The sequence below is a fragment of the Enterobacter cloacae complex sp. BZL2005 genome (genome assembly GCF_049238885.1).
Classification (GTDB): Bacteria; Pseudomonadota; Gammaproteobacteria; order Enterobacterales; family Enterobacteriaceae; genus Enterobacter; species Enterobacter roggenkampii.
Genome location: NZ_JBMKGI010000022.1, coordinates 1 through 24,925, shown reverse-complemented (window position 1 = coordinate 24,925; position 24,925 = coordinate 1). Strand labels below are relative to the sequence as shown.

Genomic DNA, 24,925 nt, shown 5'->3' with positions numbered 1-24,925 from the left:
GGGGCGTAAAAATGAGTACCGTTTTTAAAGGGCTGACACGCCCCGCTTTGATTAGGGGGCTGGGCGTTCCGCTCTACCCCTTTCTTGGAATGTGCGTTATCTGCGTTTTGCTTGGTGTCTGGATTCATGAGGCTATGTATGCCCTCATCCTCCCTGGCTGGTATGCCATCAAGCGAGTTACGAAGATAGATGAACGCTTTTTTGACCTGCTTTATCTGCGAATGCAAATCAAAGGTAATCCTCTGGCAAACAAGCGCTTCAATGCCGTCCATTATGCGGGGAGTTCGTACGACGCAGTCGATATATCGAAAGTGGACAATTTTATGAAGCTTAAAGACCAGTCTTCTCTTGAAGAGTTAATCCCGTATTCATCACACATCACTGATAACCTCATTGTTACCAGAAACCATGATCTACTGGCGACCTGGCAGATTGACGGAGCTTATTTTGAATGTGTAGATGAAGCGGATCTAGCCTTGCTTACTGACCAGCTCAATACGCTGATACGTAGTTTTGATGGGAAACCCGTTACCTTTTATACGCATCGTATTCGGGTTAGAAAAGAAGTGCGACCTGTATTTGACAGCAAGATCCCATTCGTCAACAGAGTGATGAACGATTATTACGAATCGCTTTCGGCGGCTGAGTATTTTGAAAACAAATTATACTTAACCGTATGCTATAAACCGTTCAGCGCTGAAGATAAAGTGACGCATTTTCTTTCAAGGAAAAAGGGTAATAAAAATATCTTCGAAGAACCCATTAATGATATGAATGAAATATGTGGCAGATTGAGCACCTATCTCTCCCGGTTTCATTCCCGTCGTCTTGGGTTATATGAAGAAAATAATATAGTTTATTCAGAACAGCTTACGCTGTTCCAGAAACTGCTATCCGGGCGCTGGCAGAAAGTCAGAGTCACCAATAGTCCGTTTTATACATACCTGGGTGGTAAAGACCTGTTCTTTGGTAACGATGCTGGACAAATCACTGCCTCTGACCATGCCCGGTACTTTCGTTGCATCGAGATCAAGGACTACTTTCAGGAAACGGATGCCGGAATTTTTGATGCACTGATGTATCTCCCGGTTGAGTATGTACAGACTTCCTCTTTAACTCCGATAGACAAGCAGTCTGCAATCAAGGCGCTGGATGATCAGATCGACAAACTCGAAATGACCGATGATGCCGCTAAATCCTTGCTCGCTGATTTGAAAGTTGGTCTCGATATGGTCTCCAGCGGCTATATTTCTTTCGGGAAAAGTCACCAGACACTGATTGTTTACGCAGATTCGCCGGAGCGTCTGGTGAAGGACACCAATATTGTAACGACGACCCTGGAGGATTTAGGGCTGATCGTAACCTATTCAACCTTGAGTCTTGGCGCAGCGTATTTTGCTCAGTTACCTGGTAACTACACGTTACGGCCACGCCTGAGTTCTATCAGCAGTCTGAACTTTGCCGAAATGGAAAGCTTCCATAATTTCTTTACGGGCAAGGAGAAAGGAAATACCTGGGGTAACAACCTTATCACCCTGGGCGGCTCAGGAAATGATATTTATAACCTGAACTATCACATGACTACCGAGCATCAAAATTACTTCGGTAAAAACCCCACGCTGGGGCATACCGAAATTCTTGGTACGTCAAACGTGGGTAAAACGGTAGTGATGATGACTAAGGCTTTCGCCGCCCAGCAGTTCGGAACGCCGGAGTCTTTTCCACCTGAGAGGAAATTAAAGAAGTTAACTACAGTATTTTTCGACAAAGATCGGGCAGCGGAACCCGGTATACGTTCAATGGGAGGTGCTTACTTTCGGGTGAAAGAAGGAGAGCCGACTGGCTGGAACCCTGCGGCTTTGCCACCAACCAAACGAAATATTTCCTTTATGAAAGACCTGGTGAGGCTACTTTGTACGCTTAACAGTGAGCCGCTTGATGATTACCAGAACCGCCTGATTTCTGATGCCGTTGAGCGCCTGATGCAGAGGTCAAACCGCTCTTATCCGATCAGTAAGTTGCGACCACTCATTCTGGAGCCTGATGATACTGAAACCCGGCGGCATGGGCTTAAAGCACGCCTGAATGCCTGGGTGCAGGGAGGGGAATTTGGCTGGGTGTTTGATAACCCGGACGATACGTTTGATGTGGACAACCTGGACGTTTTCGGTATAGACGGAACGGAGTTTCTGGATAACAAAGTACTTTCCAGCGCCGCTTCATTCTATCTCATCTACCGTGTCACCATGCTGGCTGATGGCCGCCGACTCCTTATCTACATGGATGAGTTCTGGCAATGGATTAACAACGAAGCGTTCAGAGATTTTGTTTATAACAAACTCAAAACCGCGCGTAAGCTGGATATGGTGCTTGTCGTAGCGACACAATCGCCGGATGAACTAATTAAATCACCTATCGCGGCTGCCGTTCGTGAGCAGTGCGCAACACATATTTATCTGGCGAACCCCAAAGCGAAACGTAGTGAGTACGTAGACGAGTTGGAAGTGAGAGAACTTTATTTTGACAAAATTAAAGCCATTGACCCGTTATCTCGTCAGTTCCTGGTCGTCAAAAACCCACAGAGGAAGGGGGAAAGTGATGATTTTGCGGCTTTCGCAAGACTGGATTTGGGAAAAGCGGCGTATTACCTACCGGTTCTCAGCGCATCGAAACCCCAGCTTGAACTGTTCGATGAAATCTGGAAAGAGGGTATGAAGCCGGAAGAGTGGCTTGATACCTATCTGGAACGTGCAAACCTGATTTAAGGAATCCCTATGAAAAAGCATATCGTTGCGGCACTTATCGCCTCTGTTACGGTTATTTCTGGTGCTCAGGCTGGTGTTCCCGTTGCCATTGATGCAAACCCTGAATGGGCTGTCGAAGCGCAGCGCTGGACAGAACGCCTCAAACAGTGGCAGGACACCGTGAACCACTACCAGAAACAGATTAATGCCTATAAGCAGGAGCTGCTGACCAAAACGGGCATTCGTGATGTTCAGGGACTGGTGCAGTCTGCGCAATCTGTCAGTAAGGAGCTGGAGAATATTTACGACCAGGGGAACTCCTTCATTGATGATTACATTAAGAACCCGGAAGCCACCCTGTCTGAGCAAGCCAGATCACTACTGGCCGATTATAAGGTGACAAACACCTGTAAGGGGCTGGGATATACGGGCGACCTGGTGCGGGGCTGTGAAGCCTCGTTCCTGTCCCAACTGGCGGGGATCGAGTACGGCAATAAGCTGGAAAGTAAACTGCGTGAAGATAATCAGGAAATGGCCGACCTTATCGACCAGGTGAAGAACGCCCAGGACACGAAAGCCACGCAGGACGCGACAAACGCTGTATCTCTGGCAAGCCTGAAATTTAACAAGCTCAAATTTCAGTATGAAATGTATCGCGATAAGCAGCGCGATCTTGCAGAATACAAGGAGAAAATGTTACAGGCTGCTTTCCAGGAGAAACAATTAGGGGCTGTTAATAAAGAAACTCCAGTTGTTGATTATAAGGCAGCATTTGAGCAGCAGAGTTATGAAATGAACTGAGGGGGCATTTTGAAAAAATATGGATTAGTTGCGGCGTTGGGGCTTACATTCTTTCTTACCGGGTGTGAAGAGGTTAAATCTGTAGACTGGTGGCAGTCTCACGTAGACGATGCAACGAAAAAAGTAGCTGAATGCAAAAAGTCTGGGAGTGATAGCGAAAATTGTAAAAACGCTAAGGAAGGTTTGTTTAGGTATAAGCAATTACATCCTAAGCATGTTGACTATAAAGATGCATTCAAAAATGTATTGGGTAAAGATGGAAGTTAAAAGGAGCCACTATGGCAACTTCTAGGTATTTCCAGGCCGCTCATGACGTTATTGTTAAAACTCTTGACCAGTCTTTGACTGGTCAGTTAGATAACTTTTCTTCAATAGCGTCTCAGTTGGGTAAGTATGGTATTTCCATTTATATATTGTGGTATGCTTATACCACAATAGTTGGGAAGCAAAAAACCGCAGTGCAGGATTTTTTATGGAATCTATGTCGATTCTGGTTAATTCTTGTTTTTGTCAAAAATATGGGGGGGTGGTTAGATAGTGCAACTCAGGCCATTGATGGGCTGAAGGAAACATTTGCAGGAGGTGATCCTTGGAAATGGGTTGACGAGCTTTGGGAGAAAGTTCAGCAGGTAGCTGCATATCTTATGTCCAAAGATACTTCGAAGTATGTGAAAACAGATGGGGCAATCGCATCTTTATTAACATATGCTGGAGGGATAATTGCATTATTGCTAACTTCAATAGTTTATCTCGCCGCCGAAGTTACTATTAAGATACTTACTATTACCGCGCCGTTGTTTATTATTTGTCTTTCATTTGGTTTTTTAAGGCAGATGTTTAATAGCTGGCTTCAGTTAATATTTAGCTCATGCTTCATATTCTTGTTTTGTGGACTGGCAATTAAAGCGGGAATGACGTTCCTTAATGGCATTCTGACAATCTCGATAGCTAACGCAGATGAATTAAATCTGATATCAACAGGTGCTCAGGCCGGGGTTGCAGGTGCATTTATGGCCTGGATTATCTGGCAAGCCAAAACCTATGCTTCCCAGCTCGCAGGGGTAGGTGTTGAAGGCGCGATGCAAGGGGCAGCCGCAATGGGGATTGGTGCTGGCGTGTTCGGCGCTTCCCGTATGGGGCGTAATCTGCTTGGTATGGGTAAAAATGCAGGGATTGGCGCATGGAAAGGCGTTCGCCGTCAGGATGGAGGGTTCAACCAGTCTCCTGGTGTATCCGGTAAGTTGGGGAATCTGACCGGGCAGGGCGTTAATATTGGCGCTAAGAGGCTTCGCCAGGCTGCGATAGATGCGGCGAAAAAGAAATATGGAGGTTAACCGATTTATTATTTAAATCTGTCAACTCTGAGTATTCCGCAGTAAATATTCACTCCTCTATTTAGGTTCTCACATTATGAAACTACTTATCACGGCTATCGTGACGCTTTGCCTTGTCGGATGCCAGGCGTCACATAAACAACCTCCGGTATCCGGAAAAAGCGAACCTGTTAATTCAGCAGAGGTAATGCGCAATGGGGTTTAAACTCTCAGGATTAAAACTTCCCGGTTTTAACAAGAAAAAAGAAGTAACAGACTCTTCAACTACTTTTGAAGAGAAAAATGTATTGATGCAGGAGAAAATGAACCGCATTTATAAATTCGGTGGTATTGCAGGAATTGCCGTAGGTGTGTTGTCTCTGCTGGCACTGAATGGAGCGCTACCGTTAAAGAGTACGGTTGTCGAAGCTTATCTTATTAATGGTGTCACTGGCGTTGCTGAAAGACTGACTTCTGTTAAAAAAGAAAACCTCTCTGAAAATGAAGCGCTGGCGAAATACTTCATTACTCAGTATGTGAAGCGTCGTGAAGGGTATAACTATTTCAGTCTCCAGCATGATTATGATTATGTTCTGTTATACAGCGCTGAGAATGTGGCGACGGATTACAACGCTTTAATCAACGGCAACCAGTCACCAAAGGTTATTTATAATAAAGCGGAAAAAACCGCATCTGTTCAGGATAATCCGTCCGTGATTATCAGTCCGTCATCCCGGCGCGATGATAAGGATATGGGAGCATATATCCGGTTTAAATTAACCATTCGAAATGTCGCGACAGGCCAGGATGATTATGAATACTGGAACGTCCGGTTGACCTACCGTATTGAACCACAGGTCGAAATGGCATCGGGTGACCGAAACAATAACCCGCTTAAATTCGTTGTAACGAGCTATGTACGCGATAAAGAAGTGAAAGGGTGAAAACTATGAAAATGAATAAAGGAGCGCTAATTGTGGCGCTTCTGTTGGTGTCGCACGTCTGCCATGCAGCCGTTACGCCAGCAGCCAGCCGTTTTGATCCCCGTAATCAGATTGTCAGTTATAACCCGCAAAACACGACAGTCATAAACAGTGCGGTTGGCTATACAACCACACTGGTATTTGACGAGGATGAAACGGTCATCAGTGCCAGAACCGGCTTTCCCCAGGGCTGGGAAGTGAACAAAGAAGATAACCTGGTGTATCTCGAAGTGAAGCCCGTCAAACAGACCGTACAGAAGAACAGTACCGATGACAATGGCAACCAGTCTTCAGAGGTGGTCAGTGTAGCCCTTGATCCTGAAAACGACCTGGAACGCTGGCGAACAAACCTGTTTGTTCGCACAACAAAACGTAATTACAGCATGGAGCTGAACGCCCGAACGTTCCGGCAGCCGGATAAGATCGCGTTTGTTGTTAATTACCAGTACCCGCAGGAACGCCGGAAGGAGCAAGCCGAAATCGAGAAGAAACGGATTGAGGCTCTTAACAAGCGGCAGGAGGAGCAGGCAATCAACCGTTCTCTTGAAAATGCGAAGTCGCCCAAGAACTGGGATTACTGGAAGCGGGTAGCTGACGGCAGCCAGTCAATCAGCCCGGATTATGCGTATGACGATGGCCGCTATACCTGGTTTGGCTTCAGCCCCCTGAAGAAAATCCCCAGCGTCTTTGTTATGAGCGGCGAACAGGAAACGCTGACTAACCCGGTAGTCAAAAACAGCGGTAGTTTCACCGTTGTTGGTGTTCCTGTAGACCAGCGCTTTGTTTTGCGTATGGGAAATCAGGTTGTTGGGGTTGAAAACCGGGGCTTTGGCAAAGTCCGTCTTCCGGCAGGAGATACCGTTTCCCCGAACGTTGAGAAAGAGGTGATCCAGTGAGCGAACAGGAAAATAAAATCCCGACCGCTGTAGAAATTGAACAGGCACTACGGGAACGGCATCAGAAAGAAATTGAGCAAAACGATAAAACGGATAAGGGAGATGAAGATGACGGTAAATCAGTAAAACGCCTGGGTATCGAGAAGCTTAAAAAATCGCGTAAGGGGCTGGTGATTATTGTGGCCGCTTTCCTTCTGCTGGCCGCCGGGGTGTCTGTCTACTATATCCCGTCGATTATTCGTGCAATGTCCAGCGGTGATGATAAGCCTGCCAGTAATGCGGTATCTACTGGTTCAGTAAAACGCGCGACAGGACTCAGCGATGATGTTGATCCATTCAACACCAGGGAAGAACCGGCTAAGACGGAAGAACGGAAGGAAAGCAGCGGCAAAGCGGAAACGCCACCGGAAAAAGTACAACAAAACTTCAGTCGTGCGCTGGATGTGGCCTATGGGGGGAGCAGCTCTGCTTCCTCAAATTCCGGTGGTAGCTCATCAACGGCCAGCAATACCAGGAACGAGGGGGACGGCAGTGACAAACAGGCAGAGGTTCAGCCTGTTAATGCAGGGCAACCCGCGCAGCTTTCTAAAATTACGCGCGTTCCTTATGACCCTAACCTTTTCATTCCTGAAAATACCGCGATTAAGTGCTCGCTGGACAGACGATTTATTTCTGATCTGGCTGGCAAGCTGGTCTGTACGATTAATGAGGACGTATACAGTGCAAACAGGAATGTAAAGCTAATTGAAAAGGGAACAGCCGCATATCTGATGTATAAAACGGGCACGTTCAATCATGGTCAGGGAGCCGTGTTTATCGCTGCTACGAAGCTTAGAACACGTAAGGAACCTTTCATTGATATTCCGCTGATTGATACACAGGCGGCGGGAGCGCTGGGTGAGGCCGGGGCTTCAGGCTGGATTGACACACATTTTGCAGATCGCTTTATGGGCGCGATGATGGTTGGCATGATCCCCGATGTGGCACAGGCCGCAAGTGGAGCGGCTAAAAGTAATAAAGACAATCAGACCGACTATACAGCTAACAGTCGCCAGGCTTTTGCTGATATAGCACGCGAAGCGTTTGCAAACAGCGTAAATATCCCTCCAACGCTTTATAAAAACCAGGGGGAAATCATTACTCTGATCGTTGGTCAGGATTTGGATTTCTCCAGCATCTACAAATTAAAAATGGTGGGTACCCGGAGGTAATTTGATAACGCTGGATATCAAAGAGTTTTCAATGCTGTTAGGAATAAGGGAAAGCGAAATATACCATCATATTCGTAAGGGCATACCAATAAATGGCGTTCCTTTCCCCAAACCACTGAAACAAATCAAAACGCATCGATTTAATTACGAAGAAGTCATGCGTTTTATTGAAGATCTTAAAGGAAAAGGTGAATTATGAAGGATGCAGAGAACAGACATATTGTTTATGAAATAATAGATGAATACTTCCACCACTGGCTTAATGAAGTCGATGGTTTAACTGAAATCGCGGTAAATCGGCCTGATGAACTGTTTGTTAAAGTGAGTGGGAAATGGCAGCAGCATGAATTAAAAATGGATTTTAAAGATTGTATGTCATTTGCAGGGGCAATTTCTGATTATCATGATGGTGGGTCGGTTACGCCAGAATATCCCTTACGTTCTGTTACGCTCCCCGGAGGGGAGCGTGTACAAATAGTTATTCCCCCGGCAACGGAACGGGAAACGGTGTCTATTACAATCCGTAAGCCGTCCAGTGTGTTTATCGACCATGATACCTTTGTTAAACAAGGGTTTTACTCAAGGCTAAATCAAGGGGGGAAATTCAGGGATAAAGAAGATGAATTATCTTCAATGTTTAAAGATAATTGTTTTGAACAATTTGTCCCTGAATGCCTGGTTAAGGGTAAAACGATGGTATTTTGTGCCGGAACGGGGGCGGGTAAAACCACCTTTGCAAATGCCTGTCTTCAGTACATACCCCATCATTTACGATGTATTTCAATTGAAGATACAGATGAAGCAAAGTTCAGGTTCCACAAAAATCATGTGAAATTGTATTACCCGTCAGAAGGGGAAAGTAGCACTGTCAGTTCCGCTTCTCTTTTACGTTCTGGTTTTCGTATGAACCCGGACAGAATCCTCATGACTGAGGTTCGCGGCGCGGAAGCCTGGGATTTTCTCAAAGGCTCAAGTTCCGGCCATGCAGGGAACCTTACAACCGTCCATGAGAGCACCCCTGAAGATGCTGTGCTTGGACTGGTTCAACGGTGCTATATGAACCCTGAATGTCAGAATTTGCCTTATAACATTATATTGCGGAGGGTGTTAAGCAACGTCGATGTGATTATGAGTATTAAGTACATCGATGAGGAAGATAACCGATTTGCATCGGGTATTTACTATCGTGATATTCATTTTCAGGAATACTTTGAAAAGCTGAAGGAGTGATTATGTCTCTGAAACTACCCGATAAAGGCCAGTGGGCTTTTATCGGTCTGGTTATGTGTCTTGTGACGTATTATACTGGCTCAGTTGCTGTTTACTTCCTGAACGGAAAAACGCCGCTTTATATATGGAAGAATTTTGATTCCATGCTGCTGTGGCGGATAATAACAGAGAGTAATATACGGACAGATATCAGGTTAACCGCAATCCCCTCTCTTTTATCAGGTATGGTTTCGTCTCTCATTGTGCCTGTTTTTATTATCTGGCAACTGAATAAAACGGATGTTGCTCTTTATGGTGACGCGAAGTTTGCCAGTGATAATGATTTAAGAAAATCGAAACTTCTGAAATGGGAGAAAGAAAACGATACTGATATTCTTGTAGGTGCATATAAAGGTAAATACCTGTGGTATACCGCACCAGATTTTGTATCACTTGGCGCAGGAACCCGCGCAGGTAAAGGGGCTGCAATAGGTATTCCAAACCTGCTGGTCAGGAAACATTCCCTGATTGCATTAGATCCAAAACAGGAACTGTGGAAAATCACCAGTAAGGTACGTGAAAAACTGCTGGGTAATAAGGTCTATCTTCTTGACCCTTTCAACAGTAAAACGCATCAGTTTAACCCGCTTTTCTATATTGATTTAAAAGAAGAGAGCGGGGCTAAAGACCTGCTGAAGCTGATTGAGATCCTGTTCCCGTCTTACGGTCTGACCGGAGCGGAAGCACACTTTAATAACCTCGCGGGGCAGTACTGGACGGGGCTGGCAAAATTGCTTCATTTCTTTATTAACTACGACCCCTCCTGGCTTGGTGAGTTCGGGCTTAAACCTGTTTTCTCAATTGGTTCTGTAGTCGATTTGTACAGCAACATCGACCGGGAGCTGATACTCAGTAAGCGAGAAGACCTGGAGGGAACAAAAGGACTTGATGAAAACGCGCTGTATCATCTGCGCGATGCCCTGACCAAAATCAGGGAGTATCACGAAACCGAAGACGAACAACGTTCGAGTATTGATGGTTCGTTTCGTAAGAAAATGAGTCTGTTTTATCTTCCGACTGTTCGCAAATGTACAGACGGCAATGATTTCGACCTTCGCCAGTTGCGCCGGGAAGATATCACTGTTTATGTTGGCGTTAATGCTGAAGATATGTCCCTGGCCTATGACTTCCTCAACCTGTTCTTTAACTTCGTTGTGGAAGTCACGTTACGAGAAAACCCTGACTTTGACCCGACACTGAAACATGACTGTCTGATGTTCCTGGATGAGTTTCCGTCTATTGGTTACATGCCAATCATTAAAAAAGGTTCGGGTTATATTGCCGGGTTTAAACTCAAACTTCTGACGATTTACCAGAATATCAGTCAGCTTAATGAAATCTATGGTGTTGAAGGTGCCAAAACGCTGATGAGTGCGCATCCCTGCCGGATTATCTACGCTGTCAGTGAAGAAGATGACGCTAAAAAGATTTCGGAAAAGCTGGGCTATATCACCACCAAATCGACAGGTTCAAGCAAGACAAGCGGACGCTCAACGTCGAAAAGCAGTTCAGAAAGTGAGGCGCAGCGCGCCCTTGTGCTCCCGCAGGAGCTGGGAACGCTGGATTTTAAAGAAGAATTTATCATTCTTAAAGGTGAAAACCCGGTTAAAGCTGAGAAAGCCCTCTACTTCCTCGACCCGTATTTTATGGACAGGCTGATGATGGTAAGCCCCAAACTTACCGAGTTAACCGCCTCTCTGAATAAGACTAAAAAAGTATTGGGTGTTAAAGGGCTTAAATATCCTTCTAAAGAAAAAATGCTCTCCGTCGGTGAGCTGGAGTCAGAGGTTTTACTATGAAAAAAATGTTAATGGTCAGTGTCCTTTTTCTCTCTGCCTGTTCCTCTCCGCCTGAACCACCACAGGTTGACTGGGAACAGAATCCTGAAACGGTGAATACACAATTAATGGACTGGCAACCGACATACTCAGTTATTAAATCAGACAAGGTTAATTCATCGTGGGTTAAGGTTATCCATAATTTCAGGCCTGAAAACCGCCTTTACGATGATGCTGTTTTTTATTCTGTTGCACATTCTGATTCAGTGATTGTTGAAACCAGTAACGGAACAGACTTTTTCACAGCTAAAAACTGGTTGAGGGCGAACGGTGCAAACGGTGTCATACAGTATCGTTATAAAATGAACTGTTTTTCTTGCCGGACTACCAGTGTTTATTTATCACGATAACGCCGGATTAATAAAATTCTTGTAATTTTATTGAGCCGGGGTTGAACAACCGCAGGGCGTTAGTTGCCCGTTATCCATGAGGTGTATATGAAAAAGACCGTAACCACGGCAGTGCTGCTTTGTGCGTTCGCTGCCGGAACTGCTCATGCTGAGGAAAAGGCCGACCCGAACGATCCATGTGCAATGGTGTTATGCCTTGCCGGAAAACTTGACGGAAGTAGTCCGGCAGAATGTGACCCGATGTATAAAAGTTTTATGTCAATCAGGAAAAAGAATAAACATGGTTTTTTACCCGATCACACGGCAGATGCCAGAAAGAAAAAACTAAATGAATGTCCTGCGGCTGATGCAGGTACAGTAAGTAAAATTATTTCAAGCTTTGGCCGATTGAAAAACTTTTAATTCTGTTTGATTTAATTCTGATGTGAATACGCAAGTTTCAGGTTTGAGACTGGAACTTGCGAACATTTTTTACAGGGGTGGGAGGATGAAAATTATTAACGTACCTGATGCAAGAAGTGTGAGAATTGCCGGAATTGAAATTATCGATAGTGTCAAATCGGTCGCTTCTGTTTTTACTGAAATTTTGTTGTTTATGGTCTGGTTTCCGGCAATTGTCTATGGGCTTTATCGTTTTGTTATCGTTTTGTGGGATGCTTCCTTAAAGCCGCAATCGCTCATTGAGTTTATTAATTTCATGGTTGAGTTATACAGCTATGTACTTCCTTCGTTGGCTGTTATCGCAGTGGCTTTAGTCGTCGTTTTATCCATTTTTAAAAGACTCTCAGCAATATGGGAGGGAAGAAAGCAATGAGACATTTTTTTAATGTTCTTTCCTTTGCTGTTGCCCTGTTGCCAGCTACATTGTGTGCTGCTCAGATTCAGGGGAAAGTTATTCGCGTTCTCGATGGAGATACCATCGAAGTTAAAACACTACCCGCGAAAATTGTTGTGTATGAAGTTCCGATTCGAGTCCGATTGATAAATATCGATGCACCGGAAAAAAAACAACCCTTTGGTCGCTGGTCAACCAATCAACTTAAAGCCCTGCTGGCAGGGCAATCAGTTACCGTCTCTTATACGCAAACAGATCGCTACGGGCGAGTCCTGGGACGAGTGGTGACAGCGAACGGCACTGAGGCTAACCGCCAGCAAGTGCTAAAAGGGGCTGCATGGGTTTATGACAGGTACAACACCGATAACTCATTACCGGCTCTGCAACGGGAAGCTCAGACACAGAAGCGCGGCCTGTGGGCTGACAGTAATCCCGTTCCTCCGTGGGAGTGGCGTCATAAACAAAACTGACGCGCTTCGCTTGTCCAACCCCTCCTCTGCCTGAAGAAAATCTTCAGGCAACGTCACGGTTTTTAATATACATGGTGCGCATATGGGTAAATTAACTCTGGTAGAGCAGGCTTTACGGCTCCATAAAGAATATTACGGTGAAGATAATTTTGGTACTGTCGTAAAGGATTGTGATTACTATCCTAAAGTGGCAGAGATTTTTATAAACAGAAAGAATCGTAAAATTTATTCGAATCTTGATATCGAACCCGTTGCTTCAACCGTCGTTCATACGGGAAGTAGCCCTGTTATGGCTAAAGCCGGGAGGATTAAAAAGCTTATGTTTAAAGATGGTTCGGGAGCATACCGGATTCATCTTGGTCAAAATGAAGTGGTTCATATTATTCGCTTCATTCTTAACTCTAAAGTCAGAATGGAGTACGCAGTTGGCACAACCAAAAGTATGTCGATGCTTCATAATCTTTGCGAAGCTGGACGCGCTAAATTAAACCGCTCTTTACCCCGTAAAGGTATCTGGAAAATCGGGTGTTACGACGGCGTTTATTATCACGGTAAGGCAAGGAAGGAAGAAATAGAAAACGCTTTACGTTTTTCTGTTCATCCAAAGTTTAATGAGCTGGAGAATGACTTTAATCAGTTCTTTTCGGATATTGATTTCTACACCCGTTATGGTCAGTCAGGAATGCGAAAAGTGCTTTTTACTGGTCCTCCGGGCACAGGGAAAACGACTATCGCAAAAGCTTTGGGGGCAAAATATCAGGATAAATATGTATTTGTTTATGCTGATGATTACTTTAAAGATGTTTGCTATGCCGCAGCTCAAAAGAAAATACCCGTTATCATAATAGCTGAAGAGGTTGATGAACTTTATCGGGCTGATGCCGGAACGTTAAGTTTTCTTGATGGGGCTGATACACCGCGAAATCTTGCCGGGACATATGTTATTTTTTCAACGAACTATCCTAACCGGATTGATCCGCGCATCAGAAAACGCCCTGGCAGAATTGACAGAATCATATCTGTAGGTGCTTTTCGGACTAAAGCCGCTGCCGCTTGTGCCAAAATGTACTTACCAGACGATATAAATATTGACCTTAAAGAACTTGGCGCGGTGCTGGACAGAACGACTCCTGCTGAAATAAAGGAGATAATAAATATTGCTATTGGCATGATTCGCGGAACAAAAAACGAATTAACAGTAGATGTAATCAAGAATGCGCGTGCCTTTTTGAAAGGAACCCTTGACCTTAGTGTGCAGGAGGCAGAAGAAGACATAGAGGAAAGGGAAGAAATCTTTAAAAAGAATGGTGCGCAGCCTGACTATTCAAGTTACCTTGAGGATTGATTAATGAGACTTTTTATTGCAGAAAAACCGTCTTTAGCAAAGGCTATTTTTGAAGGACTGGGCGGAAATCCCAATACAGAAAAGAAAAACGGCTATTTTGAACACGGTTCTGATGTCGTTACCTGGTGTTATGGTCATATGCTGGAGCTTTACGACCCACAGGATTATGACGACAAATATTCCAACTGGCGTTATAGTGATTTACCCATTAAAGCGGTTTATCCGCCAAAATATAAAATCAAGCCTGAATCAGAAGCACAGACCCGCATTATTTTGTCTCTTATCGATAAAGCCGACAGCATCGTTCATTCAGGCGACCCCGATGATGAAGGATGTTTGCTGGTTGATGAGATTCTGGGTTATGCCGGAAACAAGAAACCCGTCCAGCGACTGCTTGTTGCCGACCTCAACCTTGCGCCAGTGCAAAAATCACTGTCGAATTTACAACCTAACGATAAATTTCGCGGTATGACGTTAAGCGCCCTGGCGCGTTCCCTGTGCGATCAGGGTTTTGGCTATAACATGACGCGGGGATGTACATTAAAAGGCCGTGAGAAGGGCTATGACGGCGTTCTGAACGTTGGCCGGGTACAAAGTGCCGTTCTTGGTCTGGTGAACATGCGCACGCTGGCGAACCAGAATCACACAGAAAGCTTTTATTACGATGTATTCGCCAGTCTGTCGATGAACGGGCATCAGATTAAGGCGAAATATCAGACAACAGACGACGATCAGATAGACGAGAAAAAACGCCTGATCTCCGAAGCTCAGGCCGCGCATATTGCCGGACGTGTTACGGGTAAGGATGCTATTGTTACTATCGCGACGACAAAGCCGGAAAATAGCAAGCCTCCGCTTCCGCTTAACCTTTCCACGCTTCAGCAGCTCTGCGCAAAGCGATTTGGTTATTCTGCAAAAGATACGCTCGATGTGATGCAGGGGCTGTATGAAACTCACAAGCTTCTGACCTATCCACGTTCTGACAATCGCTATCTTTCAGATGAGCATTATTACCAGGCCGGAGATATTGCCACTGCTATAGCGGCCACCGTACCCGAACTGGCGTCTGCGATCGTAGATATGGATAAAGGCCAGAAACACAAAGCCTTTAATGCCAGTAAGATTGAGGCGCACCACGCCATCATCCCGACGACAAAAAGCGGAGCCGGTATTCAGCTTAATGAAAAAGAGCGGAACGTTTATAACCTGGTGTCCGTCTACTTTATCGGGCTGTTCTACCCGGATGCGATCCGCAACAAGACGAAAATCCACTTTGATATTAAGGGGGATACCTTTACGGCCACACAGAGCGTTCTGGTACAAAAGGGCTGGGAAGCGCTGGGTAAGGATAGTGATGACGAGGACGAAACCGAAGATGCCGGAACGGACGGTTTTGACCTTTCATTGCTGAAATTTAATGACAGCGGCCTGTGTGAATCGGCAGACGTGGACAAGAAAAAGACTACACCACCTCGCTATTTCACAGAGTCAACGTTACTGGCCGCCATGACGAGTGCGGCAAAATTCATTGATGATCCGGCTCTCAGAAAGGCGCTGGAAGCGAAAGACGAGGGCAGCAGTGATCGTGGCAGTATCGGAACGGAAGCCACCCGCGCGGGTATTCTTGAGAAACTGGCGGCAAATACCGGGCTTATCTCCATCGAAAAAGAAAAGGGGTATTCGGAGCTGGTATGGAAAACCACAAAACAAGGCCAGGAGTTTTGCGCTGCACTGCCTCCTGAAATCACTAAACCGGATATCTCCGCTCTGTGGGCTGAAAAGCAGTCTCAGATCAAAGCCGGAGAGCTGACAGTTGAGGAGTTTATTAAGGAAAATGATGAGTACGTCCAGGGGTTAATCGACGAGCTGGACAGGAACGGAATTTCGATTTCTTCAAATGCCACGCCCTGCCCGGTTTGTAACAACGGTTTCCTGCGTAAGCGTAAGGGGCAAAATGGCTTTTTCTGGGGATGCTCCTGCTACCCTGAATGCAAGACAACATTCCCGGACAAAGACGGCAAACCGGATATGGAAGCAAAATCCAGATCAGAAGGTTCCATGTCCCGGCTCGAAGCCCCCTGCCCTTCATGCAGTAAAGAAATTATTATCCGGCCTAAAGGCTTTTTCTGTTCCGGGTGCGAGTTTAAAATCTGGTCTGAAGTGTCAGGAAAAAAACTGACACAAAATCAGGTTGAGACATTAATCAAAAAAGGTAAAACCGGAGAGATTAAAGGCTTTACCAGTAATAAAACCGGGAAAAAGTTTGACGCTGCAATTGTTTTGCAGGATAAAACTACGGGTAAACTTGGGTTTCAGTTCAGTAAAAAATAAGGATTAACTCGATGAGTGAAAATGAAACGTTTGACGCAACAAAAAAGCTACTCCTGAATATTCGCTCTGTTCGTGTTTTTGCGCGAGAAACCAGCTTTGAACAACTGCTGGAAATGCAGGAAAAGCTTAACGCCGTGATCGAAGAACGTCGTGAAGAAGCAGAGCGTGAGGCAGCAGAACGCGCAGAGCGCGAAAGAAAGCGCCAGGAACTGCTCCAGTTGATTGCCGGAGAAGGTTTTTCACCGGAAGAACTGCTTGGCCTGTCCGAAGATGCGCAAAAAACACGCAAAAAGACGTTGCCAAAAGCGCCGCCTAAATATCAGTTTGATGAAAACGGCGAAACGAAATACTGGTCTGGTCGTGGCCGGACACCAAAACCAATCGACGAAGCGTTAAAAGCTGGCCGTTCTCTTGATGAGTTTCTCATCAAAAAAGATGCTTCCAGCACTGCTGGTGACGAACAGTAATCTAACAAGCCTCTGACACTGCGTCAGAGGCTTTTTTTTAGCAAAAAGGGCGCGGGGGGTTATGGTGAAGAAATCTTTGGATATCTTCGCGGGGATAAGGGAAGTAGTCTCTGATATCTTTGGTTTCTAACTTACCAGTGCAGTGATACGTCTGAAAATAGATCCACTCTGCTATTGTTTTGTAGATGTGATTTCCCATGTTCGCGCTTTGAGAACCATACTGCATGACTTGTGCATCCAGGTCATTACACATCTCCGGCGGAGTGAGTACATGATATGTCCTGCATAACAGCGGGCGGTAATTGTAGATTGAGCATGTTCCCTTCTCAGACAAAAACGGACATTTTGACTCATGCCCGGTCGTAAGCGGGTTGTCTCTGGCAGTAAGTTTACTTGCTTGTGCAATATGTGTTGCCTCAAGCGCGGTTAAATGAACATCCATTTTACAGCACGAAGAGCACCCCTTTTGACAGGAGGTAAACGTGCTCACAAATTCTTTGTTAAAACGATCCAAAAAGGCGTACATCTGTTTTAACTTGAGGTAAATATTACCGGATTGAGTATTGAGTTTATTTATGAGTGCCTTTAACTCATCGAAATACTTATCAGGTACGGGTTTCAGATTGGTATAGCCGGGTAATGTTTCGCCTGGCTCCAGGTGGATCACTGAGTTAGGTTTGATATCCATTGCTTTTGCTTCCTATATTCTTCTCGCGCTGGTTGTTCATTTGACACTAAAACAAGCGTCATACAATGGCAAGGTGTCAAGCCCAGCAGTAAATCACGCTTGCCAGCAAACCAGTTTCCTGCAGCCGGTTTGGCCGTTGATTTTTGCCAGCAATATTACCCGCTCGATGCCCGCCCTGGGCGTGAAATTGCCAGCAAAAAAGATTGCCGCTATCAAAGGTGTGGTTTATATTATCTGTATCGTACGATACAGATAATGGAGAAGCTTAATAGATGACTGAAAAAATCACTGACGAGGAACTGGTAGATTTGTTGGAGGCGCTCAAAAGAGCACATGGTATGGGCGTTTGTTCAAAGGCGGTTAAGCTGGCACAGCGTTGCGCTGATGTGTTCCCTGCTATTGTTGCAGAGTTACAGGAATATCGGAACGCCGCTAAGCGAACTTCAGCATGACAAGAGCCACGGAACGCGCTTACAGCGAGCTACAACAGGCGTTTGATTTCTATAACCAGCGCCTTTTTGACGGCGAACTCCCTGACTGTCTGATTACGTTCCAGCGCGGCAAGAACACAATGGGCTATTTCAGTTACAGGCGCTTTGTTGCTGCTGACGGCAGCGGCAGGATGATTGATGAAATCGCCCTCAATCCTGAATACTTCCCGGTGTACCCGCTTATTGAAGTCATGCAAACGCTGGTTCATGAGCAGTGCCATATGTGGCAGTACCACTACGGCAACCCGTCGCGTAAGACGTACCACAATGCGCAGTGGGCGGCAAAAATGGAAAGTATCGGACTTATGCCCTCCTCCACCGGGAGACCTGGTGGTGCGAAAGTCGGCCAGAAGATTAATGACTATCCGATCCCTGGTGGCCGCTTCCAGCGCGTCACACTGGAACTGTTCCAGGGGCAATTTGCTTTGAGCTGGTTTGATCGCTTCCCTGTCCAGGTCGAACAACAAAAAGATATGACCGCCGTAATAGAGCAATGGCGCGAAACGCTTGCTCTGGCGCATCAAAATGCTGAGGCCGGGATTGATATAGAAGCGGTGCTTTCTATGGCTCTGCTGCCGTCAGTGTCACCGCAGAACGGGAGCCATTCAGATGATATGGCCGGGAGCAATGACAATGATTTGTCAGTTGCAGCATTTGAGGACAAGCCAAAACGAAATAAAGTTAAATATCAGTGTCGCGGGTGTGGCGCTGCCGTGTGGGGCAAAGCCGGACTGAATATTGAATGCGGCGATTGCGAGCTGGCTTTCATCGAAAATTAATTGCCAGCAAATTTTCCCGGTCACATCTGTTGGCCAGTGTTTTTTGCCAGCAAAGTTTCTTCCCGGGTTCGCGCCGGCAGCGCAAAAATGACAGCAAAAGAGGGGTATCATGGGGCATTACACAATCAGAACGAATGACGACGAAGATCAGGCCATTAAAAAGGCGCAGGAAGCGACCGGACAGGCATCAGCCAGCAAAACCTTTATGACGGCTATCCTTGAGCTTCAGCGTAACAGAGACGAGATGGCGCAGCTACGGCGTGAACTGGCGCAGGAAAAAGCGCGGAGTCAGGAGCTGGTATCATCGGTAAAACAATTCCGTTCCAGCCTGAACAATCTGTTTGATCTGGCTGACAACCCTTAAATAACAAGGAGCGAAACGTGCATACCACAAATGCGATTATCCTGTGCCTGGTGTCATATCCCTGCATCGTTGCATGGGTTATCTATAAAAACAGATTTGTCGATTACTTGTTTTTAACTCTGCTTGCTTGTTTGGGGAGCATTTTTTCAGTCGTATTGTATAAACAGCCCGACTACTCATTGACCATATATCAGGCCGTTGCTGTCGGCTATGCTGCCGTGATCATGCCAACGGTGTTAGTTTTGAGTGTCGTTAATATCTTCATGGGAAAAGCAGAGAGAACGTGCAAATGAATACACTGGCTGCACTGGAAAATACGTTTCGTGATATGAGAAAGCATGGCTGCCAAACAGTCATGGTCACGCAGTCTTTAGCTGATTTTGGCCGCTACAGCTATAAACCGCGCCCTGCATTTCAGGACTGGATCGAACGGCTGAAGACTGGCGAACGTCTGCCGCGAGGCCGTTACTTTGTTGGCAAGAAGCCTGGTGGCCGCCTGGTGCTCATTGATGAATTGGGGGGAACATGGACAGAAAAAGTAACAGTGATTCATACCAACGCTGGATGATAGAGAAGGCTGACAAAAGGGAAAGGACGCAAATCAGTATGTCGTTCGTAAAGATGAAGGACGTACTTTTTAACGTGCTGGCTATCGGTACTGTTTTAGCAGCCCTGGTGGTGATCTTTTATGAAGTGCAAAGCAGCTTATAAATTGATGGCCGTTGACAATGAATGTCATACTACCTGACCGGGCAATGCCGGAAGATTTCTTTCACGGGTGATGGTTTGTGATCCCGGCATTGTTCCGGCGCTCTCTCGTAAATTCTCGCGCCCAATCCCCCTCGCAAAACCTCAGAATTCACGTAACGCACCGCGATTTCGGCAACCATCAACCCTAACGTCCTTATGTTGTTGGGTTTGCCGCAGAACAATTTATTCATTTAAAATAGATTTAAACGAAGCGGGAAACCGCAGACGTAAAAAAACCGACTGGTGAGGTCGGCTTTTTTACGGTTCCGGTGCGAGCTGGTAACTCAGCCCGGAAGGGAAACTCTCTACAACTGACAATAGTATGATAATCCGTGAAGCCTGATTATGCAATATGACGGGCAGTGACTGTGCGTTAACGGTTTGCCTGAACGTTAGATAAACGTATAATCAGAGGGTTAGCTCTGTGGTGAGTCTCTCCCTGCATTCCGCTAAATGCGGCATGAACAGGTTCAAAGTCCTGACAGGTAATACAGGTGGTGCTGGTTATCTGTGCTCTGGCAGGAGTGAGACTCTCTACAACTGACAAGACGAAGAGAAGCCGTGGTGACAGGCAGTGTAAGAGCAAGCCACGGTGTCTTTACTCCATTTATGGAGAAAACGGATGATTAACCTGTTAATCATCGTTCTGAGGGCGGTAGCGGCGCTTGCAAACGCGCTGATTGCCATTCTGGAACTGATCCGCCAGTTCATCGACTAATGAACACGGAAACGTAATTAAGGCCGGAGGAACACCACCTCCGGCCTTTAATAAAAATATAGTTTAGTTACAACATTCACTAGTCTGTACTAACCACCACACACCTGACCTTCTGCGCACAAGTTACCTTTAATCACTCCTAAACAGGCATTTCATGAAACTCCCCTGTTCTTGCATCGGTAACAGGGGTCTGACGCTCAGTGGAACGAAAACTCACGTTAAGCAACGTTTTCTGCCTCTGACGCCTCTTTTAATGGTCTCAGATGTCCTTTGGTCACCAGTTCTGCCAGCGTGAAGGAATAATGGCCGAGCATATTGATATGTCCGTGGCAAAGCGGGGAGAGGCGTGCGATATCTTCATCATTCAGTGTTTCACCCTGCGCCCGGAGATGATCCAGGGCTGCCTGCATATAAATAGTGTTCCATAACACGACGGCGTTAGTGACCAGCCCCAGTGTGCCCAGTTGATCTTCCTGACCGTCGGTATATCGTTTTCTTATCTCACCTTTTTGACCGTGACAGATGGCTCTGGCAACGGCATGGCGACTTTCTCCCCGATTAAGCTGGGTCAGAATGCGCCGGCGGTAATCTTCATCATCAATATAATTAAGCAGATACAGCGTTTTGTTGATGCGCCCCACTTCAATGATTGCCTGAGTCAGTCCGGAAGGACGTTCACTTTTCAGCAATGAACGGACCAGCACTGAAACCTGTACTTTGCCCAGCTTCAGGGAGCCAGCGGTCCGGATCATTTCGTCCCACTGAGGGGTTCTAGGGATTTTCCGTCCAAAAACGACAAAGTGCTCTGGAGGCCCCGCCGTCTGTGGCCTCCAGAGGGGTATTACTTTTTTCGAGATCCCTATTTGGGCTCTGTTTGAGTAAGATTTAGTCTTTTTGGGCTAAATCCATGGCATTCGAAGAACGTGTCCAAATCTTGTCCGAGGCAGAACAAGATGAGTTATATGGACCCCCCGCTTTCACCTCCGCCGACCAACGCTTCTTTTTCTCGCTGAACGATAAGGAACTGGCGATCGCTAAAAGCCTCCGTCATCGGGGCCAGCGTTACATGCTGGTGGTACTGCTGGGCTATTTCAAAGCCAAGCCGGTGGTGCTGAATCCCGGCTTTCATCAGATCAAGCAGGACCTCAAATACGTTTATCAAACCGTTCTACCAGGCCCAGGCTGTAGACCCTTTAATCTCACGCCAAAAGAGAACGAACGGATTTACCAACGTGTTTTCCAGCTCTGCAACTACCAGCGCTGGAATGTCAAAGACCATGGAGCGGCGTTGAGAGATTACTTATCCCAGCAAGCCAGAGCCTGGACAGCGCCTAGGCACCTCTTCGATGCGGCCAATGAATATTGTTCGGGGCAGAAGATCGCAATCCCTGCCTACAGCACGCTGCAAAAGATCATCAGTCAGGTGGTGGGAGACGAACAGGAACACATGGCCGCGCACCTTGAGCGTGCAATGTCACGCGGTCTTAAGCAAGCACTGGCGGAGCTCGTGAACGGCACAGGTCCACTGCCGTTCCGACAGTTGCGACAATCGGCTCGTAACTTCACCGGAACCGAGTTGGAGAAAGAACTGATTGTCTATCGCCATATCCAGCATTGGATGCCGGAAGTGGATCTGCTGTTGAGCACGCTATCACTGTCGCAGAAAAATCTGCAACACCTGGCAGAGAAAGTCGACTACTACGGTGCCAAACTGAAACGTCAAACCGTAGGCAGCCAATGGCTGTATTTATTGTGCTATCTTCAAACGCGATGGCAGCAAGCGCTGGAACGTATTGCCGATGGCTTTGTGCATCATGTCAGACAGACCAAACAGAAGGCAAAGGATTATGCGCAGGAAGCGGTGTTTAAGGATTGGCAAAAAGCAGCTAAAAATGTCAGCAAGGCAGCTGAAGTACTGCACCTGTTCATTGATGACAGCATTGATCTGCAACTACCGTTTGCAACAGTAAGACAGCAAGCACTGAGCCTGCTGACCAAAAGGGATCTGGAATCTGTATGTCTCTTCCTGAACGAGCAGCGACGATCGGTCGATGAAGCCATGTGGCAGTACTGCGACGAGAAAGAAAGTCTGCGGAAAGGTTTGCTGCGAGAGTTGTTCCTATGTCTGCGCTTCGAAGGCTGCGACGGCACCCAGCACTTAGCGGCCGCCTTGGCGAAAACACAAAACGAACTCAACGGCCAGGACGCTCAGTTGCAAACTGCCGACACCAGACTCCTTTCCAAAAAATCACGTGAATTCCTGCTGGATGGTGAAGGGAATATCCTGATCGATCGTTATGAGTGGTTCCTCTATCAACAGATTCCTGATCGCCTGAATGGCCAGCTGACGCTGCCTGATATCACTAAATACCGGGCACTCGACGCCGACCTGATCGACGGGGAACATTGGCGAAAAAACAAATATACGCTGCTTCAACAGAGCCATTTTACAAAATTAGCGGAGGAGCCTGAAAAGCTGATCAAACAGATGGCCATGGAATTGGATACCCGTTTGTACGAAGTCGGCGAATATCTTGAACAGGAAGACAACCGGAATATCATCTTGCGTAATCCGCAGGGTAAACGCTTCTGGCGCCTGCCTTCGGCCAGCAAACATCATCTGGTCAACAATCCCTTCTTCCAGCAAATTCCCACAACGGGGATTGCGGATGTACTGCGCATGGTTGATCGTGACACCGGTTTCATTGACTGCTTCGCTCATGTGCTGGGTTCCCAATCCAGAAGCCGTTCCCATGAATATGACCTGTTGGCAATTCTGGTCGGCAATGCAACCAATCAAGGCATTTACGGCATGGCACAGATCTCTGATCGTACCTATGATCAGCTCAGCACTATCCAGGCGAACTATCTTCGCCTGGAAACATTGAATGCTGCTAACGACAACATCAATAACGCGACAGCCAAGCTACCCATCTTCCGGTACTACAACATCCAGGAAGATGTGATCCACGCCAGTGCCGATGGTCAAAAGTTCGAAGCCCGGCGCGAGACCTTCAAAACCCGTTATTCGTCGAAGTACTTTGGCACTCAAAAAGGTGTTTCTGCCATGACCTTGATCGCCAATCACGCTGCGATCAACGCCAGAGTGATCGGCGCCAACGAACATGAATCGCACTACATCTTTGATTTGTTGATGAGCAATACGTCAGACATCATTCCGGATGTGCTCTCAACCGATACCCATGGGGTGAACCATGTGAACTTCGCGTTACTGGATCTGTTCGGATACCAGTTTGCCCCACGCTATGCCCAGGTTGGCAAAGTGATCAATGACATGTTTGATGTCAAGGAAGACAAAGAACACCGAATTCAGCTGTGCTTAAAAAAGCCAATCAATACCCATCGTATTGCGCAGCACTGGGATACCATCCAACGGATTGCAGTATCACTTAAGCAGCGGAAAACAACGCAAGCCACCTTGGTGAGAAAGCTCTCGGAGTACAAGCGCAATCACCCGCTGCTGGAAGCCCTGACGGAATACAATCGCCTGGTGAAAGCGAATTATCTACTGTGCTACATCGATGATGCCAGTTTAAGAAACTATGTTCAGCGCGCGCTGAACCGGGGAGAGGCCTATCACCAACTGCGTCGGGCCGTGAGCAGCGTCAATGGGGATCAGTTCCGGGGCAGTTCAGACGAAGAAATCCAGCTATGGAATGAGTGCGCTCGCCTGGTCACCAATGCCATCGTTTACTTCAACTCCAGGATACTCAGCCAGCTGTTGACCAGCTTCGAATACCAAGGAGATACCAAGAGAATAGATATCGTCAAACAGGCATCCCCTGTGGCCTGGCACAACATTAACCTCAAGGGGACTTACCACTTCGAATTGAGCGAAAAATTGCCAGATCTGGAGGAGCTTATGCGCTCAATCGAGGGATATTTACCCGTCAGCGAAAAGTAATACCCCTCTGGAGGCCACGGACGGCGCGGCCTCCAGAGCACTTTGTCGTTTTTGGACGGAAAATCCCTAGAACCCCATTATCTAAAAATACTTAATTGTCTTTTAACGTCGCTAAATTTTAAATAAATAAGTGAAGAGTGTTAGTGGAGCCACTGATTTAAAGTTGGCAGAGTAAAACTTGAAGTGCGACATAAACCACCTAATTAATTTAAAGGGTTTATGGAGTATATAAAATTGTCATACCATCATCTTAAGGAAGGTGCGAATAAGCGGGGAAATTCTTCTCGGCTGACTCAGTCATTTCATTTCTTCATGTTTGAGCCGATTTTTTCTCCCGTAAATGCCTTGAATCAGCCT

General features: G+C 46.4%; 25 protein-coding genes and 1 pseudogene. 24 read left to right on the top strand and 2 right to left on the bottom strand.

Annotated features, from left to right (window positions below):
• The first annotated feature begins 11 nt into the window (after nucleotides 1–11).
• The 17 genes from ACOTXI_RS22715 to ACOTXI_RS22635 all read left to right on the top strand — a co-directional run bounded on the left by ACOTXI_RS22715 (nucleotide 12) and on the right by ACOTXI_RS22635 (nucleotide 16,853).
• On the top strand, nucleotides 12–2,765 hold the full coding sequence (locus ACOTXI_RS22715) for a VirB3 family type IV secretion system protein (RefSeq protein ID WP_015060057.1): 2,754 nt from the start codon (nucleotides 12–14) through the stop codon (nucleotides 2,763–2,765).
• Nucleotides 2,766–2,774: 9 nt separating this feature from the next.
• A complete protein-coding gene (locus tag ACOTXI_RS22710) occupies nucleotides 2,775–3,545 on the top strand; it encodes a type IV secretion system protein (RefSeq protein ID WP_000716326.1) in 771 nt (256 codons plus the stop codon).
• A gap of 9 nt (nucleotides 3,546–3,554) precedes the next feature.
• Nucleotides 3,555–3,812: an EexN family lipoprotein gene (locus ACOTXI_RS22705; protein ID WP_000759841.1), complete on the top strand. Its 258-nt coding sequence runs from the start codon at nucleotides 3,555–3,557 to the stop codon at nucleotides 3,810–3,812.
• A gap of 11 nt (nucleotides 3,813–3,823) precedes the next feature.
• Entirely contained in the window at nucleotides 3,824–4,879 is a 1,056-nt protein-coding gene (locus ACOTXI_RS22700) for a type IV secretion system protein (protein ID WP_000235886.1), read from the top strand.
• Nucleotides 4,880–5,073: 194 nt separating this feature from the next.
• Complete coding sequence (locus tag ACOTXI_RS22695) at nucleotides 5,074–5,802, top strand: virB8 family protein (RefSeq protein WP_004199085.1); 729 nt, start codon at nucleotides 5,074–5,076, stop codon at nucleotides 5,800–5,802.
• Nucleotides 5,803–5,807: 5 nt separating this feature from the next.
• Complete coding sequence (locus tag ACOTXI_RS22690; protein ID WP_000783386.1) at nucleotides 5,808–6,737, top strand: TrbG/VirB9 family P-type conjugative transfer protein; 930 nt, start codon at nucleotides 5,808–5,810, stop codon at nucleotides 6,735–6,737.
• The gene (gene virB10, locus ACOTXI_RS22685) at nucleotides 6,734–7,948 is read left to right on the top strand and encodes a VirB10/TraB/TrbI family type IV secretion system protein (protein ID WP_001295060.1); all 1,215 of its coding nucleotides are present in this window, start codon (nucleotides 6,734–6,736) and stop codon (nucleotides 7,946–7,948) included. Before ACOTXI_RS22690 ends, virB10 begins: the two co-directional genes overlap by 4 nt.
• A 1-nt stretch (nucleotide 7,949) precedes the next feature.
• Nucleotides 7,950–8,147 (top strand): DNA-binding protein, encoded by a 198-nt coding sequence (locus ACOTXI_RS22680; protein ID WP_000629109.1) that lies wholly within the window; start codon nucleotides 7,950–7,952, stop codon nucleotides 8,145–8,147.
• Entirely contained in the window at nucleotides 8,144–9,178 is a 1,035-nt protein-coding gene (virB11, locus tag ACOTXI_RS22675) for a P-type DNA transfer ATPase VirB11 (RefSeq protein ID WP_000650512.1), read from the top strand. Before ACOTXI_RS22680 ends, virB11 begins: the two co-directional genes overlap by 4 nt.
• Nucleotides 9,179–9,180: 2 nt before the next feature.
• Nucleotides 9,181–11,016: a type IV secretory system conjugative DNA transfer family protein gene (locus ACOTXI_RS22670; protein WP_000053822.1), complete on the top strand. Its 1,836-nt coding sequence runs from the start codon at nucleotides 9,181–9,183 to the stop codon at nucleotides 11,014–11,016.
• The gene (locus ACOTXI_RS22665) at nucleotides 11,013–11,405 is read left to right on the top strand and encodes a cag pathogenicity island Cag12 family protein (RefSeq protein ID WP_000738524.1); all 393 of its coding nucleotides are present in this window, start codon (nucleotides 11,013–11,015) and stop codon (nucleotides 11,403–11,405) included. The genes ACOTXI_RS22670 and ACOTXI_RS22665 overlap by 4 nt, the downstream gene beginning before the upstream one ends.
• 87 nt (nucleotides 11,406–11,492) lie before the next feature.
• A complete protein-coding gene (locus tag ACOTXI_RS22660; RefSeq protein WP_000754496.1) occupies nucleotides 11,493–11,807 on the top strand; it encodes a TrbM/KikA/MpfK family conjugal transfer protein in 315 nt (104 codons plus the stop codon).
• Nucleotides 11,808–11,892: 85 nt separating this feature from the next.
• Entirely contained in the window at nucleotides 11,893–12,219 is a 327-nt protein-coding gene (locus ACOTXI_RS22655; protein WP_004208538.1) for a hypothetical protein, read from the top strand.
• Entirely contained in the window at nucleotides 12,216–12,710 is a 495-nt protein-coding gene (locus ACOTXI_RS22650) for a thermonuclease family protein (RefSeq protein ID WP_001215543.1), read from the top strand. The genes ACOTXI_RS22655 and ACOTXI_RS22650 overlap by 4 nt, the downstream gene beginning before the upstream one ends.
• A gap of 82 nt (nucleotides 12,711–12,792) precedes the next feature.
• On the top strand, nucleotides 12,793–14,055 hold the full coding sequence (locus ACOTXI_RS22645) for an AAA family ATPase (protein ID WP_000517490.1): 1,263 nt from the start codon (nucleotides 12,793–12,795) through the stop codon (nucleotides 14,053–14,055).
• 3 nt (nucleotides 14,056–14,058) lie between these two features.
• Nucleotides 14,059–16,386, top strand: a complete 2,328-nt coding sequence (gene topB, locus ACOTXI_RS22640; RefSeq protein WP_004199098.1) for a type IA DNA topoisomerase — start codon at nucleotides 14,059–14,061, stop codon at nucleotides 16,384–16,386.
• An 11-nt stretch (nucleotides 16,387–16,397) separates the two neighbouring features.
• On the top strand, nucleotides 16,398–16,853 hold the full coding sequence (locus ACOTXI_RS22635; protein ID WP_001293458.1) for an H-NS family nucleoid-associated regulatory protein: 456 nt from the start codon (nucleotides 16,398–16,400) through the stop codon (nucleotides 16,851–16,853).
• Between the two features lie 37 nt (nucleotides 16,854–16,890).
• On the opposite strand, the gene ACOTXI_RS22630 is transcribed toward ACOTXI_RS22635, so the two are convergent.
• Nucleotides 16,891–17,541 carry a YkgJ family cysteine cluster protein gene (locus ACOTXI_RS22630; RefSeq protein WP_000351937.1) on the bottom strand — a complete coding sequence of 217 codons (651 nt, stop codon included), beginning with the start codon at nucleotides 17,539–17,541 and terminating at the stop codon, nucleotides 16,891–16,893.
• Nucleotides 17,542–17,813: 272 nt separating this feature from the next.
• On the opposite strand from ACOTXI_RS22630, the gene ACOTXI_RS22625 reads away from it, so the two are divergent.
• The 6 genes from ACOTXI_RS22625 to dqlB all read left to right on the top strand — a co-directional run bounded on the left by ACOTXI_RS22625 (nucleotide 17,814) and on the right by dqlB (nucleotide 20,643).
• Nucleotides 17,814–17,993: a hypothetical protein gene (locus tag ACOTXI_RS22625; RefSeq protein ID WP_023408316.1), complete on the top strand. Its 180-nt coding sequence runs from the start codon at nucleotides 17,814–17,816 to the stop codon at nucleotides 17,991–17,993.
• Nucleotides 17,990–18,811 carry a SprT-like domain-containing protein gene (locus tag ACOTXI_RS22620; RefSeq protein ID WP_000196235.1) on the top strand — a complete coding sequence of 274 codons (822 nt, stop codon included), beginning with the start codon at nucleotides 17,990–17,992 and terminating at the stop codon, nucleotides 18,809–18,811. The genes ACOTXI_RS22625 and ACOTXI_RS22620 overlap by 4 nt, the downstream gene beginning before the upstream one ends.
• Before the next feature lie 109 nt (nucleotides 18,812–18,920).
• Nucleotides 18,921–19,175 carry a hypothetical protein gene (locus ACOTXI_RS22615; protein ID WP_000510385.1) on the top strand — a complete coding sequence of 85 codons (255 nt, stop codon included), beginning with the start codon at nucleotides 18,921–18,923 and terminating at the stop codon, nucleotides 19,173–19,175.
• A gap of 17 nt (nucleotides 19,176–19,192) precedes the next feature.
• On the top strand, nucleotides 19,193–19,468 hold the full coding sequence (locus ACOTXI_RS22610; protein ID WP_000557557.1) for a hypothetical protein: 276 nt from the start codon (nucleotides 19,193–19,195) through the stop codon (nucleotides 19,466–19,468).
• A complete protein-coding gene (locus tag ACOTXI_RS22605; RefSeq protein ID WP_001093608.1) occupies nucleotides 19,465–19,743 on the top strand; it encodes a hypothetical protein in 279 nt (92 codons plus the stop codon). Before ACOTXI_RS22610 ends, ACOTXI_RS22605 begins: the two co-directional genes overlap by 4 nt.
• A gap of 804 nt (nucleotides 19,744–20,547) precedes the next feature.
• Complete coding sequence (gene dqlB / locus ACOTXI_RS22600; RefSeq protein ID WP_000609145.1) at nucleotides 20,548–20,643, top strand: DinQ-like type I toxin DqlB; 96 nt, start codon at nucleotides 20,548–20,550, stop codon at nucleotides 20,641–20,643.
• A 251-nt stretch (nucleotides 20,644–20,894) separates the two neighbouring features.
• Here dqlB and ACOTXI_RS22595 read toward each other — a convergent pair.
• Nucleotides 20,895–21,407: pseudogene (locus ACOTXI_RS22595) on the bottom strand (Tn3 family transposase); the annotation flags it as partial.
• Between the two features lie 143 nt (nucleotides 21,408–21,550).
• On the opposite strand from ACOTXI_RS22595, the gene ACOTXI_RS22590 reads away from it, so the two are divergent.
• Complete coding sequence (locus ACOTXI_RS22590; protein ID WP_004199413.1) at nucleotides 21,551–24,568, top strand: Tn3-like element IS3000 family transposase; 3,018 nt, start codon at nucleotides 21,551–21,553, stop codon at nucleotides 24,566–24,568.
• The last annotated feature ends 357 nt before the right edge of the window (nucleotides 24,569–24,925 follow it).

Coding starts and splice junctions, on each gene's coding strand:
- ACOTXI_RS22715 (WP_015060057.1), top strand. CDS start 12: ATGAGTACCGTTTTTAAAGGGCTGACACGCCCCGCTTTGATTAGGGGG.
- ACOTXI_RS22710 (WP_000716326.1), top strand. CDS start 2,775: ATGAAAAAGCATATCGTTGCGGCACTTATCGCCTCTGTTACGGTTATT.
- ACOTXI_RS22700 (WP_000235886.1), top strand. CDS start 3,824: ATGGCAACTTCTAGGTATTTCCAGGCCGCTCATGACGTTATTGTTAAA.
- ACOTXI_RS22695 (WP_004199085.1), top strand. CDS start 5,074: ATGGGGTTTAAACTCTCAGGATTAAAACTTCCCGGTTTTAACAAGAAA.
- ACOTXI_RS22690 (WP_000783386.1), top strand. CDS start 5,808: ATGAAAATGAATAAAGGAGCGCTAATTGTGGCGCTTCTGTTGGTGTCG.
- virB11 (WP_000650512.1), top strand. CDS start 8,144: ATGAAGGATGCAGAGAACAGACATATTGTTTATGAAATAATAGATGAA.
- ACOTXI_RS22670 (WP_000053822.1), top strand. CDS start 9,181: ATGTCTCTGAAACTACCCGATAAAGGCCAGTGGGCTTTTATCGGTCTG.
- ACOTXI_RS22665 (WP_000738524.1), top strand. CDS start 11,013: ATGAAAAAAATGTTAATGGTCAGTGTCCTTTTTCTCTCTGCCTGTTCC.
- ACOTXI_RS22660 (WP_000754496.1), top strand. CDS start 11,493: ATGAAAAAGACCGTAACCACGGCAGTGCTGCTTTGTGCGTTCGCTGCC.
- ACOTXI_RS22655 (WP_004208538.1), top strand. CDS start 11,893: ATGAAAATTATTAACGTACCTGATGCAAGAAGTGTGAGAATTGCCGGA.
- ACOTXI_RS22650 (WP_001215543.1), top strand. CDS start 12,216: ATGAGACATTTTTTTAATGTTCTTTCCTTTGCTGTTGCCCTGTTGCCA.
- ACOTXI_RS22645 (WP_000517490.1), top strand. CDS start 12,793: ATGGGTAAATTAACTCTGGTAGAGCAGGCTTTACGGCTCCATAAAGAA.
- topB (WP_004199098.1), top strand. CDS start 14,059: ATGAGACTTTTTATTGCAGAAAAACCGTCTTTAGCAAAGGCTATTTTT.
- ACOTXI_RS22635 (WP_001293458.1), top strand. CDS start 16,398: ATGAGTGAAAATGAAACGTTTGACGCAACAAAAAAGCTACTCCTGAAT.
- ACOTXI_RS22630 (WP_000351937.1), bottom strand. CDS start 17,541: ATGGATATCAAACCTAACTCAGTGATCCACCTGGAGCCAGGCGAAACA.
- ACOTXI_RS22625 (WP_023408316.1), top strand. CDS start 17,814: ATGACTGAAAAAATCACTGACGAGGAACTGGTAGATTTGTTGGAGGCG.
- ACOTXI_RS22620 (WP_000196235.1), top strand. CDS start 17,990: ATGACAAGAGCCACGGAACGCGCTTACAGCGAGCTACAACAGGCGTTT.
- ACOTXI_RS22615 (WP_000510385.1), top strand. CDS start 18,921: ATGGGGCATTACACAATCAGAACGAATGACGACGAAGATCAGGCCATT.
- ACOTXI_RS22605 (WP_001093608.1), top strand. CDS start 19,465: ATGAATACACTGGCTGCACTGGAAAATACGTTTCGTGATATGAGAAAG.
- dqlB (WP_000609145.1), top strand. CDS start 20,548: ATGATTAACCTGTTAATCATCGTTCTGAGGGCGGTAGCGGCGCTTGCA.
- ACOTXI_RS22590 (WP_004199413.1), top strand. CDS start 21,551: ATGGCATTCGAAGAACGTGTCCAAATCTTGTCCGAGGCAGAACAAGAT.